The sequence below is a fragment of the Chryseobacterium sp. CCNWLW53 genome, from assembly GCF_037083525.1.
GTDB lineage: Bacteria > Bacteroidota > Bacteroidia > Flavobacteriales > Weeksellaceae > Chryseobacterium > Chryseobacterium lathyri.
The window spans coordinates 380,530-393,142 of record NZ_JBAOJR010000004.1 but is presented as its reverse complement, the minus strand read 5'-3'; the positions used below and the strand labels follow the sequence as shown (position 1 = coordinate 393,142).

Below are 12,613 nucleotides of genomic sequence, written 5' to 3'. Positions count from 1 at the left end.
TAATGCTTAGAGAACTAATGCATTAGCTCATAAATTATTAAATGCTATCAGACGTTAATAAATCCGTACACAACATATAAAGAATATTTTGAAGCTCATTTCATGCGGCAATTTGAGGATAATCAATATAATTAGTCTACTTTAAAATGTCGGTCTGAGTTACTCACTTAAATTAATAACAGTTTTTTTGCTTTCTTGTTGCATGAAGTTCCAAAATATTCATGTTCCAAAACTATAATCATCATTTTTCATTTATTTTACCAAATGACAAATACTGTGAAACTGACTTTAATTAACTTGCACTTATGAAACAACTATTTGACTTTATTTTAAGGTTTGGAAATCTTAATCAGCAACAGATTGATTTTATTTCAAGTAAAGCCCAGGAAATACACCTTCCGAAAGATGAATATTTTTCAGAGGCAGGTAAAATTGCCCGTCAGGTTGGATTTATTGTAGACGGGATATTACGGGTTTGCTATTATAATAATGAAGGCGAAGAAATCACCAAATATTTTATTGAAGAAAATAATCTGGTGGTGGATCTGGAAAGTTTTGATAATGAAATTTGCTCAAGCACTTATGTACAGGCAATAACCGATACCAAAATAATCGTTTTTTCAAAAAAAGACTGGATGGAGCTTTTACAGACCATTGTTGGATGGGATGCAATTGTACATAAAATTATTTCAAGGGCGCTGATCCAGAAAGTAGAGAGAAGAAGTCCGTTGGTTTCCGAAGATGCAACAACCCGTTATCTTAAATTTTTGGAAATCTATCCTACTGTTGTCAACCGTGTCCCATTGTCATATATTGCCTCTTATCTGGGTGTTACACAGTCTTCACTGAGTAGAATAAGAAAAAATATCCGCTAAAGTTGCTTTTTGCCAAATGGCAAACGGTTTTATTTTTAATTGGCGGAATTTTACATCATCAAGTAAAACAAAAGGATAATGAATTCAGCATTAATTACAGGAGCCAACAGAAGTATTGGCCTGGAAACAGCAAAGCAACTTTCAGAGAGAGGGTATTTCGTTTATTTGGGAAGCCGTGATCTTGCAAAAGGTGAAGAGACCGTAAAAGAATTGGCCGAAAAAGGATTTCAAAATATCAAAGCGGTTGAAATAGATGTTACCAAACCTCATTCAATTTCTGAAGCAAGGAATATCATCGCGAAAGAACAGGGAAAGCTTGATGTTCTGATTAACAACGCAGGGATCTTGGGCGTAAACCCTCAAACGGCAGCGGATACTTCCATTGAACATATTCAGGAGGTGTTTGACACCAATTTCTTTGGGGTAATCAGCGTAACACAGGCATTTTTAGAACTGCTCAAAAAATCGGACACTCCCAGAATCAGCAATATAACTTCCGGACTTGGATCACTAACATTGCACAGCGATGCTACTTGGAAGTATTATGGTGTGAAAGGGGCGGCCTATGGTCCTTCAAAGTCAGCTTTAAATGCATACACCATTGTATTGGCTTATGAATTGAAAGATTCGCCTTTTAAAGTGAATGCCATTGATCCTGGCTATACTGCAACAGATTTTAACCACCACAGCGGGCCAGGATCTGTAGAAAGTGCAGCAGCGTTTATTATTAAACACACACTGACGGATGAAAATGCACCTACAGGACAGTATTTTAGTCATGATATAGAAGATGGGACAGAAATAAGTCCATGGTAGTATTTACATCAAAATTTACAGGATAAGATGTGATTAAAGAGAAACCGAAAGGTTTCTCTTTTTTGTTATGGTTATGAAATTAAGACAACAAAAACATGTAATTTTAGTGGAATTGCATACATTTTGGAGGCTGACCATTTGCATTTATAGGCTGACACCGCAATTATCGACTAAAAAAGGTAATATTTGACATTTTTCAGGTACATAATGTAATCATTGAGAATAATGATGATCGTACCTTTACACGGTCAGTTAATTAGAAAAAATATGAGCAATACAATTTTTGATGAGTTAAAAAACGGAACGACCGTAACCCCTCAGCATCCACAGATAAAAGATTTAAGAGATAACTCTTATGCTACGATCAGTTGGTTACAAAAGCTTAATGCTTCTTCCAATCCTGAAGAAATAAGAAAAATATTGAGCGAAATTACCAATACAGCCATTGATGAGACTGTAGCGATATTTCCGCCAATCTATATCAACTATGGCAAACATTTGGAGATTGGTAAAAATGTATTTATCAATTTTGATTGTACTTTTCTAACGTTAGGCGGTATTGTTATAGAAGACAATGTAATGATAGGACCTAAAGTAAGCATACTATCCGAAGGCCATCCTTTACCTTCAGCTGAAAGACATTCCTTGGTGCCGGGGAAAATTCATATTAAACAAAATGCCTGGATTGGTGCCGGTGCCATCATTCTTCCGGGAATAACCATAGGGGAGAATTCGGTCGTTGCTGCCGGTGCTGTCGTAACTAAAAATGTACCTGCAGACACAGTTGTGGCCGGCACTCCTGCGAAAATCATCAAATCAGTATAAAGCAGACATACCTGCATATCGATACTATATGTTTTTTAAGGTAAAAACATGACATCACTTGCCTTACACTTTTATTTTCTACAATATGGATTGCAGTACTTAAAAAAATTATACACAAACCTTTATTAAAAATATCTGTAGAAAGATAAATACAATAGGGCAGGAGCTTTAATTATAGAGGCCTTCTCCTATAAAAAAACCTTAGGATCAAAGATTCTAAGGCTTTTTTATTATTTCTGAAAAGTATAGTATTCAGAAAGTGGTTTACTTTTTAACTCAATATATCACACGGTGCTACACAAATAACCCACGGACATCTTTTTATCCCCGGAGGTGGGCAGCATGCTTGGGAGCAGCTTAATGCCCCGCCATTAATATTTTTCAGCTGCTCTCTTGAAATTTTCTTAAAATTTTTCATAATAAAGTAATTTGGGTTAAACTTAAGGCTGGTTTCCACCGCCACATCCATCGTATGGCATACATTGCCATTTTCCGCTGATTAAGCATAGCTGACCACCCGGGCAGTTAATACCCCCTGTAATTGACTTCATTTCCTGTCTTTCGATTTTCTTTAAATTTTTCATAAAAATAAGGTTTAGTTCTGTCCGAAATTAATAAATTTTCTTCAATTCGGTGTAATTATTTATAAAATGTTTATCTTCAATAAGTGTTTTGGTGTTAATATTTTTACTTTAAGCTCTTTTAAGCCAAGCAAAATATAAGGCTTATGAAGATGTTTAGAAGTAATTTTTTAATGTATCCACTCAAAATGACTTCATCAGATAAAATCTTGTCTTGTGGCAAGTTAGCTTTCGTGATGACTTATTAATTTTGGATAAAAGTTTTAGATTAACCTAAATCCAGATAATATTATGAAAAATTTATTCAGAATCCTAAAGCCATTACTAGCGTTGGTGATTATTATGCTTACAGCATCACCGTTATACGGCCAGAAAGTAAAACCGTCTGCTAGTGGCTATGTACCTGTTAACGACATCAAAGTATATTATGAAGTCTACGGGGAAGGTAAGCCTGTTGTATTGTTGCATGGTGCTTTTATGACCATTGATATGAATTGGGGCCAATTGATTCCGGAGCTGTCGAAGAACCGGAAGGTAATTGCCATAGAATTGCAGGGACACGGACACACGCCGTTTTCAGACCGCAAATTATCACACGCTACATTAGCCGCTGATGTAAAAGGAGTCATGGATAAGCTGAAAATTGATAAAGCAGATGTAATAGGATATAGCTTTGGTGGTGCTGTTGCTTACCAGTTTGCTATACAAAGCCCTGAAAGATTAAACAAGATGGTGATTATTTCTGCAACTTATAAAAATACCGGTTGGATACCCGAAGTAAATAACGCCTTTAAAGGGATGAAACCTGATCTTTTTATAAACAGCCCTATGCAGGCGGCCTATGACGCTGTGGCACCAGATAAAACAAAATGGACAAAATTTTTGGAGCAGATGATTGCTACTGCCAAACAGCCTTTTGACTTAGGCGATTCCAATATTTCTAAAATTTCGGCACCCGTTTTAATCATTTCCGGTGACAATGACGGACTGGATAAAGTTGAGCTGGCAAAAACCTATACATTATTGGGAGGTGGCATTTCTGCCGACCTTGGCTCTATGCCAAAATCTCAGCTGGCAATCGTTCCCGGGCAGGGACATGTCAGCCTGATGATGCAGAGTGCAACGATCCTGAGCTACCTGGACAGTTTTTTAAAGTAATACCATAACTGAAATAATAAATTTATCAAAATGAGAAAAATAACTGTTTTATCAATGATTACGCTGGATGGTGTTATGCAGGCACCTGGCGGTCCTGATGAAGATGTTTCCGGAGACTTTAAATATGGTGGCTGGACAGTATCTTATGGTGATGAGCTTTTTGGACGGATCATGCAGGAAGAGATGAAGCCCGCCGACTATCTTTTGGGGAGAAAGACATTTGATATTTTTTCATCTTACTGGCCGGACCATGCTGATTTTTGGCCGGCTGTTAATGAGGGGACAAAATATGTCCTGTCTCAAACCACGGAAAATTCAGATTGGAAAAATACAGCTTTCCTCAAAAGCCTGGCAGATATACAGACGCTAAAGCAATCGGAAGGGCCTGATCTTCAGGTTTGGGGCAGCAGTGAGCTTATTCACCTGTTGCTAAAGCATGATCTTGTAGATGAGCTTCGACTCAAAATTTACCCGTTGGTCCTGGGTAAAGGGAAAAGATTATTTGACAGTGATACGGTTCCGGCAGCCTTTGCCTTAACAGAAAGCCATGTGACATCAAAAGGAGTGATTATAGCCAATTACAAGCGTAATGGGGAGATTATAACAGGTGATATTGAACTGTAAAATTTTTGATCAAAGAATAACTTTACAACTCTTGGAAACTCTAAAATGAATACAAAATTTGAAGCAGGAATTAATATAGCCATAAAAATTCCGAAAAATAAATATGAAAAAACAGTTGCTTTTTACAGGGACATTCTAAAGCTGGATGTTGAAGAAAAGCCAATTAACAATCCTACCGTTTCCCGGACGCATGAAGTAAAATTTGGCAACAATATTATATGGCTGGATTGTGTGGACAACTATACCCATTCTGAAACTTGGTTACAGCTTACCGTTCCCAATATAGATGAAGCGACAAAATATTTGCAGTCAAATGGTGTGGAAACCTGTGACGAAATTGAGGAGCTTCCTGAAAATATGCACTGGATTACTGACCCGGCAGGCACAGTTTTTAATCTACAGGAAACTCCGGAGTAATAAAAAAGCTGTAATCTGACTGATTGCAGCTTTTTTGTATCTTATTGAAATGTAATTTTTTATACTCTTAATTATTTGCAGAATAATGACCGTTTTTATAGACTGAAATCCACCATAGAATTGATTTCAATTACTTGATTGTGATCGTCATATTCGGAACCACAATGTCGCCATTAGAGCCTGAATACCGCTGAGCAAATATTTCAACATAATCATTATTGAGAAGCTCAGTAGTTCCGTTTATTGGCAGTACAACAATATCATTGGTAGATGATCCTCGTCCGTACACTTTATATTGACTTAAAACAGTTCCGTTCTTGGCAATATATATGATATAAGTTCCTGCTGCGGGAACCTGAAAAGAAACTGATCCTGTTATTTGAAAAATTCTTTTCTTTTTGCCCAGATATCTTAATCTGTTGGGAACACCGTCTGTTGAAAACCTGAATAAATTGGATGAGGTGGAAACTGAAGATGCAGTACCGATCTTTACGATATTGCTGGGGTTTGCATTGTTGGTAAAACTGACACCAATGCCGGTTCCTACAGGATAGTCTACAGAAAAATCTCCAACAGCATTGGTGTCAGCTTCAGTAGGTATTCCGGCAGCTCTTACCGTCCAGCTATTGTTAAAATTATACCCGGGATAGGTTCCTGTAGCATATGGCCTGATATAACCTGCGGTATTGGTTCCCGTAAAAACGACAGATTCCATAACAGCATCACCGGTTATTGTAAGACCGGATGTTGATACATCAAATCCTGTGGCAGATCCATTTACCTGGCTGAATCCGCCTTGTTTTTCTATCAATGTAAAAGTACCCGTCAAACGCTCATAAGTTCCGGAATTATTGCCAAACCAACCTATATTACTGAGTAACAGCTGTGTTATATTGTTATAGGTGATGCCGTTGCTGTTTCCTGTAAATTGAATGATGCTCAAAAATACCAGCCCAAAGCCAGAAACAGTTCCAACAGTATTGGAATTAGCAACAACACAGTCCCGGAATATAAGGTTTTGAGCAGGAGATCCGTTTAAATTGAAAACATTTCCACCTGGTGCTGTAAGGGTTAAGCTTCTGATGCTCCCGCCCGTGGCTCCCTCAAAAATATTGCCCGAAGTTCTCCGGATAATGTCATTATTGCTGTCATGGCCGGTTATGTAAGAATTATTAATATCAATGGGCAAATCAAATGTTACCTGTCCATTGATCTCATACAGTGTATTAGCGTCCATAAGATATTTTCCACCGCCCCCGGCAGCAAGTTCTTCGGCTAAAACTGTATTCAGTACATCAGTAGATTTTATGCGTTTAAAGTTAATTCTCTCAGTCACACTGCTTGCTAACGGAGCCCATGATGATGTAGAATTTACGTAATAATAGAATAGCTTCAATGTAGAATCGTAAACCAGGAGTCCATCGGCGGGAGCTACTATCGCATTTCTTTCGGCTGTTGTCATTCTTGGAGCCAGCATTCCTCTGGTTGTGGAACTTACGTCCAGCATAGCACTTGCATTGGGAGTGGGAGTTCCAATTCCAATCTGACCTTTCCCTGCATAAAACAGAAATATGAAAAACAGCAGGAAAAAATTCTTGTAATAGCGGAGGGTAAATTTTTTTTTCATGGTGAATTAATTATGTTATTAATAATAGGATTGGTCCCGGTATGGGCCGAAAATGTTTCAGTAATGGATTCGAGCTGTATACTTAGCTGATCAGTTAAATTTTAATAAATAATAGCAGTAATAATTGATAAGTAAATTTAATAAATCCCAAATTATTGAATTATGATTATAATCATAAAAATATTAATTAAAATTCACCGAAATATGATGTTTTATGATCTTAATCATGATGCTGGTGAAGGATACAACTTAGATTTGTAAATGATTATGCATGTATACTATCTAAAACGCTACACTTTGCCTTTCATCCTTTGGGAGGTTTTTTAGTATTGCTGGAACAGACAGGATGCAAACTATGGTGCATCATATTCCTGATCTATTTTGAGCAATTATCAGTATAAATAAAGCTTTTAATGTTTAATAGAAAACCGAATTAAAATATGAATGGAGTTATTATACAATTCTTTCATTGGTATCATGAAGGAAATTTATGGAATGAATTTACGGAAAAGTGTGAGTATCTTAGGAATCTGGGATTTACAGCAGTATGGTTTCCACCCGCAACAAAATGTGTGTTAGGGCAGGAGGGCAGAGGATATGATATCTACGATTTGTATGACCTGGGAGAATTTGATCAGAAAGGAGGTATTCCCACAAGATACGGAACCAAAGATGAATACCTGTCCGCTATTAAAAAAGCCCACGAAGCTGGCATATCCGTTTATGCCGATATTGTACTGAATCACAGAATGGGGGGAGACGAAGGTGAGACTGTTACCGTACAGCAGGTCAATGAGGAAAACCGGAATGAAACCATTGGTGAACCTTTCAGTGCAAAGGTATTTACGAAATTCCTTTTCCCGGGACGGAACAGAAAGTATTCGGATTTTATCTGGGATTATACTTGTTTTAGCGGAATAGACATTATTCAGAAAGATCATGAAGAAATAAAAGGAATTTTCAAAATCCATAATGAATACGGAACAGAATGGAACCAGGCGGTAAGCCACCAGTTCGGAAATTATGATTATCTGATGGGAGCTGATGTAGAATACCGTAATCCTTACGTCGTCGAAGAAATGAAAACTGGATCAAATGGTATCTGGAAACCACCCATGTGGATGGATTGCGCCTGGATGCCCTGAAACATATTTCCGTTGATTTCTTACAGGAATGGATCACCTATATAAAAACCGAATTGAATCCGGGTTGTTATATTTTGGGCGAATTCTGGAAGTCGGAATCTGGAAAAATATCTGATTTTTCTGATAAGATTAATGATATGATCTCCTGTTTTGATGCACCTCTCCATTACAATTTTTTTGAAGCATCAAAGGAGGGGAAAAATTATGATCTCAGCCAGATTTTAAAAGGCAGTTTTCTGGAGAAAAAACCGGTCTTTTCCGTTTCATTTGTTGAAAATCATGATACGCAGAAGTTACAGGCTTTAGAATCAGCTGTACAGGATTGGTTCAAGCCTCTGGCTTACGCTGTTATTTTATTGTCAGAAGAGGCATATCCCTGTGTTTTTTATCCCGATCTTTTCGGAGCAGAATATACGGATTCGAAAGATGGTGAAGAAATAAAAATCATTATGCCAAAGGTGGAAGTTCTGCCTAAATTGCTTGAAGCGCGGCAGCAGTTTGCTTATGGCGAGCAGGTTAGCTATTTTGATCATCCCAACTGCATTGCGTGGGTCAGAAAAGGGAATACTGAATATCCCGGCTGTATTGTGATCCTATCTAACAGCGAAGACGGCTATAAAGATATTGAGCTTGGAAAAGAAAACGCAAATTCCGTATACCGGGATTTTACCGGACAAAGAAAAGACCCAGTTGAAACAGATGAAAATGGCAAAGCCAGATTTGTGGTCAATTCACAATCTGTAAGTGTGTGGGTGAAAGTTTAGATTCCAGCCTACTGACTTAATATTGGCTAAAGAGTCATTCTTAAATTGACGTCTTCCACATCGCCATCTTTTTTAATGGTAACGGATTTTCGGATGTTTGCCTCACTTAGAATCTTAAAGTAATGATGCCCCTCTATTTCTCTTGAGCTTTGAAGAGTATTATTGATATAGGTATTCTCATAACCCAAGGTATAAGTCTGCTGCTTATCCTGTATGTAGTTGAACCCTGTGATCAGTAAATATTGTCCGGGCATAAGATTATTGATCTCGAAGCTGCCTTTATCATCCTTTACCTGTATTACTTTAATGCAGGCTCTGGCCTCTTTGTGCAGTTCTACTATCTTACCTTCCTTTTCATACTTTTTGCTTACTTCCTGCCATTCTTTAAAATAGGCAGTTTGTGGCATTACAATAATAGACGTTCCTTTAGGTGCATATTGTCTTTTGTTGATGTTAAGAACTGCAATTCCTCTGATGCCCGATTGATTATCTTTAGCAAAAGCCTGGCCTTTAATTGTTGATTTGCCGCCTGTCATCAACTGTATGGTTTCACTTTTGTTAAATTGGGCTTTCTGCTCAACGGTGAATGACTGGGCACCAGCGATAGAAGAAAGCAGAAAAAAAGCTATGATATAGTAATTTTTTTTCATAACAATAATATTTTAGGTTTAAAACTGATAGGTTGTACATGACAAATATATCAAAAATACAAACACCGATATTAAATAGCTAAAAATCTGGATATTAATATTAAACAAAAAATTTATATCCTTTATTCAAAGCTTTTGGTCGGCTAATTTATCATTCAGGGTTGGAAGTTTTTCTACCGCAAGATTCAGTTTAAATTATAAACTGTATTTGTAGAAGAGCGTAAGTTCACCTTGATTATAAAAGACTTATTAAGTGCTGTTTACAAACGGATTGGCATCGCAGAAATATGAATTTTGGCAAATAAATTGTTGTATTTATTGATCATCACTTTAAAATTATTATTATGAAAAATTTTGTTTTAACACTTTTTGCAGCTGCTGCACTGATCGCCTGCAAAAAAACCGAAACCAAATCTGTAAATGAATCTACAGATGAGCAAATTGTATCTGCCCCTGCTGAATCTGGAATAACGGTTACTGATTCTACCAAAGTTTCTGATACTACGGCCACTACAAATTCTCTGAGTGATCAGGACAAGAAATTTGCAGATGCCGCAGCAAAAGGAGGCCTGATGGAAGTAATGATGGGTCAGCTTGCAGCCACTAATGCTACTAATGCAAAAGTAAAAGCATTAGGAGAAATGATGGTAAAAGATCACAGTAAAGCCAATGACGAGCTCAAAAAATGGGCTGGAACAGCAGGCTACACGCTGCCAACTGGCCTGGATGCTGACAAACAGAAGGAATATGATGATCTGAAAGCAAAAAAAGGTGCTGAATTTGATAAGAAATATACCGATCTGATGGTGAGTGATCATAAAAAAGACGTAGAAGAATTTAAAAAACAGGCCTCAGAAGGTAAGGAGGCATCATTAAAATCTTTTGCGAGCAAAACACTGCCCACTTTGGAGCATCATTTAATGGAATCTGAAAAAGCAAAGAATGCCGTAAAATAATATATAGTACGTATAGAATAAGCTCCTCTGTCATTAGAGGAGCTTTTATTTTTCAGAATGCTATCAAAATTCATTGGAATGGCTGAAGAATTATCTCTGGATAACAAAGCCTCTCAGCTCTGCCATTTTTCCGTCCTGGAATCTCCATACATCACAGTAATCATAGTCTGTCCATTGGTTGTCTTTGTTCAGCAGGCTTATTACACCTACTGCCGTTACATAATCTCCTTCACTTATCATATATTCTACATCAAACTTGGGAGGCTCTCTGTAGGCATCTGCCAGATACTTCCGTACCTCTTCCTTCCCGGAAAGAACCTGATCTCCTATAAATACCCACTTTGTATTTTCGCTGCAATACGAAAGAAAGGTTTCATGATCCCCCATTGATATGGCAGCATTGGCTTTCTCCAGAACAGTTTTATTATCCATAAGGCAGGTATTAAAAAGTATATAAATCAATAATGATTATCAGTATCCGGGATAATCATTTGGAAATAAAATATTTAATTAAGCTGATAATTAACGATGACTAAGCTCAAAATGAAATGGACATAATCCTCCTGAGCTTCTTTTACATTCATCAGTTTGTTTTTATAGGCATAAGAATTCAGGACCTTTGTCAGTTTCTGGTAAGTTTCAAAATGGTCTCCTTTAATTTTGACTCTTCCATTGCCGTCTCTTGTTTTAATAATTTCATTATCCAGGGTTCTGACTTTAAATAAAGCATATGATAGTTTTGGCTGGAAATTCATTCGCCCTGTATATCTTTCAACTATATTAACCTTGAACGAGTCAAATACGATTGTGTTAAAAACAATTGTAGAGTAAGCATCCTGAGTATTAAGCTCAAGTGTATAGTTCATTTATTTTTATTTTTTACAAATTTACTCAGAAGCTTAAAACAATCAAAGTAAAATAGAAATTTAACTTTTTAATAACTACTAATCAATAGCTTTTTCGCTTACAGTTAAACATTTATGAAAAATAACTATGTCCGGTATTGGGCAGGACAAAAAAATAATGAAGATAGTCTCTAAGCCTGATTCTAAAGTCTCCAGATAAGTAGGTTCTTAATTTCAATGCCTGAATAACAATTTATTGATAATATCCTTCAACCATAAATATAAACTAGAATCCCCCTTTTGTTTGGGAACAAATTGTTTTCTTTCTCATCATGTATGGCGTCATGTAATGATAGGAGGGGGATTAACTAATTTATATAATATTGTGAAGTTTAATTAGCAATTTTGTAACCGTAAAATGAACTTACCACTACCTGGTAAGTCGTCCCGCTGGTTACAGCTGCTGCTGAAGCCATACTCACGGTTTCTCCGGCATTCAGATAGGTGATGCATGAAACATTGGTTCCTACCAATATGCCGGGGTTTGACTGGTAAGACTGGACCAATATATTATTGGGAGTGGTACTGAAGTTTTTTACAAGATATAATATAGCCCATGCAAAATTGGGAGCACCTGCAAGCGCACCATTATCAAACTGGGTAGAGCCGTAGAACATATAATATCCGCTGGTAGCAGCTGTAAACCTTCCATTGGCTGTATTCATTACATTTCCTGTATTGATGACCGTTCCTTGAGGATAATTAATTTCAGCATTGATAAAGGGTCCGCTGGCTGTAGCAGGAAGTGACTGTCTTGTTGTAGTGCTTATGGTGGAAAAAGCATAAGTGGACGCTGCTGCGGGCAGACTGCTGGAGCTTGAGAGTAAAATAAGCTCCCATGTTGTATCGGTAACTGTTCCTTTACTTATAAAAAAGGCATAGTAACCCGGAGGTACGCTGACAGAAGCTACTCCTGCACCGCTTTGATTGTCAATGAGCTCTGTTCCGCTGGCGGCAATAGATAATGTTGCGGTACCGGTATTTTTGAAATGGTAGGTTCTTCCAATAAAATTGCCGGATCCGCTTACAGCAGCGGGTAGAGTTAAAGTACCATTGCTGTTGCCAGTGTAGGCTATATAGTAATCATTGGCGTCAACAGGACCGCTTGCTCCAGTAGTTTTATACGTTGCAGCAAATGAGCCATTAACGGTTAGCTTACTGCCCGGATCGCTGGTATTAATGCCTATATTTCCGGATTGAGAATACATCAGACTACTGTTTAAAAGGGCCATTAATGGCAGGAAAAACATTTTTTTCATATTAATAAGAT

The 12,613-nt window shown here is 37.3% G+C and carries 15 protein-coding genes and 1 pseudogene; 9 read left to right on the top strand and 7 right to left on the bottom strand.

All coding sequences use genetic code 11. The features are described 5' to 3' along the window. The first annotated feature begins 305 nt into the window (after positions 1-305). The 3 genes from V6R96_RS15015 (at position 306) to V6R96_RS15005 (ending at position 2,516) form a co-directional block, all read left to right on the top strand. Positions 306-875, top strand: coding sequence for a Crp/Fnr family transcriptional regulator (locus V6R96_RS15015; RefSeq protein ID WP_336379312.1), 570 nt, complete (start codon positions 306-308; stop codon positions 873-875). 78 nt (positions 876-953) lie between these two features. Then, positions 954-1,691, top strand: a complete 738-nt coding sequence (locus tag V6R96_RS15010; RefSeq protein ID WP_336379313.1) for an SDR family NAD(P)-dependent oxidoreductase — start codon at positions 954-956, stop codon at positions 1,689-1,691. 267 nt (positions 1,692-1,958) lie between these two features. Beyond that, entirely contained in the window at positions 1,959-2,516 is a 558-nt protein-coding gene (locus V6R96_RS15005) for a sugar O-acetyltransferase (protein ID WP_336379314.1), read from the top strand. Positions 2,517-2,787: 271 nt separating this feature from the next. Here the strand turns inward: V6R96_RS15005 and V6R96_RS20795 are convergent, their stop codons facing one another. Further along, complete coding sequence (locus V6R96_RS20795) at positions 2,788-2,934, bottom strand: bacteriocin-like protein (RefSeq protein ID WP_167409388.1); 147 nt, start codon at positions 2,932-2,934, stop codon at positions 2,788-2,790. 22 nt (positions 2,935-2,956) lie between these two features. After that, entirely contained in the window at positions 2,957-3,100 is a 144-nt protein-coding gene (locus V6R96_RS15000; protein WP_157963349.1) for a bacteriocin-like protein, read from the bottom strand. A gap of 288 nt (positions 3,101-3,388) precedes the next feature. On the opposite strand from V6R96_RS15000, the gene V6R96_RS14995 reads away from it, so the two are divergent. From V6R96_RS14995 to V6R96_RS14985, 3 genes are read left to right on the top strand one after another with little or no spacing between them, the layout of a single operon-like run. Continuing rightward, positions 3,389-4,255, top strand: a complete 867-nt coding sequence (locus V6R96_RS14995; RefSeq protein ID WP_336379315.1) for an alpha/beta hydrolase — start codon at positions 3,389-3,391, stop codon at positions 4,253-4,255. Positions 4,256-4,285: 30 nt separating this feature from the next. Next, positions 4,286-4,879, top strand: coding sequence for a dihydrofolate reductase family protein (locus V6R96_RS14990; RefSeq protein WP_223559727.1), 594 nt, complete (start codon positions 4,286-4,288; stop codon positions 4,877-4,879). 45 nt (positions 4,880-4,924) lie between these two features. Then, a complete protein-coding gene (locus V6R96_RS14985; RefSeq protein WP_111952865.1) occupies positions 4,925-5,296 on the top strand; it encodes a VOC family protein in 372 nt (123 codons plus the stop codon). Positions 5,297-5,426: 130 nt separating this feature from the next. On the opposite strand, the gene V6R96_RS14980 is transcribed toward V6R96_RS14985, so the two are convergent. Next, positions 5,427-6,923, bottom strand: coding sequence for a hypothetical protein (locus V6R96_RS14980; RefSeq protein ID WP_336379316.1), 1,497 nt, complete (start codon positions 6,921-6,923; stop codon positions 5,427-5,429). Positions 6,924-7,363: 440 nt separating this feature from the next. Between V6R96_RS14980 and V6R96_RS14975 the strand changes: the two are divergent. After that, positions 7,364-8,397: pseudogene (locus V6R96_RS14975) on the top strand (alpha-amylase); the annotation flags it as partial. Positions 8,398-8,517: 120 nt separating this feature from the next. Continuing rightward, positions 8,518-8,832, top strand: a complete 315-nt coding sequence (locus V6R96_RS20790; protein WP_336379536.1) for an alpha-amylase domain-containing protein — start codon at positions 8,518-8,520, stop codon at positions 8,830-8,832. Between the two features lie 26 nt (positions 8,833-8,858). Here the strand turns inward: V6R96_RS20790 and V6R96_RS14965 are convergent, their stop codons facing one another. Further along, positions 8,859-9,482, bottom strand: coding sequence for a hypothetical protein (locus V6R96_RS14965; RefSeq protein ID WP_336379317.1), 624 nt, complete (start codon positions 9,480-9,482; stop codon positions 8,859-8,861). Positions 9,483-9,826: 344 nt separating this feature from the next. Between V6R96_RS14965 and V6R96_RS14960 the strand changes: the two genes are divergently transcribed. Next, positions 9,827-10,438 carry a DUF4142 domain-containing protein gene (locus V6R96_RS14960; RefSeq protein ID WP_336379318.1) on the top strand — a complete coding sequence of 204 codons (612 nt, stop codon included), beginning with the start codon at positions 9,827-9,829 and terminating at the stop codon, positions 10,436-10,438. A 90-nt stretch (positions 10,439-10,528) separates the two neighbouring features. On the opposite strand, the gene V6R96_RS14955 is transcribed toward V6R96_RS14960, so the two are convergent. The 3 genes from V6R96_RS14955 to V6R96_RS14945 form a co-directional block, all read right to left on the bottom strand. After that, a complete protein-coding gene (locus tag V6R96_RS14955; RefSeq protein WP_223559723.1) occupies positions 10,529-10,870 on the bottom strand; it encodes a nuclear transport factor 2 family protein in 342 nt (113 codons plus the stop codon). Between the two features lie 74 nt (positions 10,871-10,944). After that, a complete protein-coding gene (locus tag V6R96_RS14950; RefSeq protein WP_111952883.1) occupies positions 10,945-11,304 on the bottom strand; it encodes a prevent-host-death protein in 360 nt (119 codons plus the stop codon). A gap of 371 nt (positions 11,305-11,675) precedes the next feature. Next, positions 11,676-12,602, bottom strand: coding sequence for a hypothetical protein (locus V6R96_RS14945; protein ID WP_336379319.1), 927 nt, complete (start codon positions 12,600-12,602; stop codon positions 11,676-11,678). Positions 12,603-12,613 lie beyond the last annotated feature (11 nt).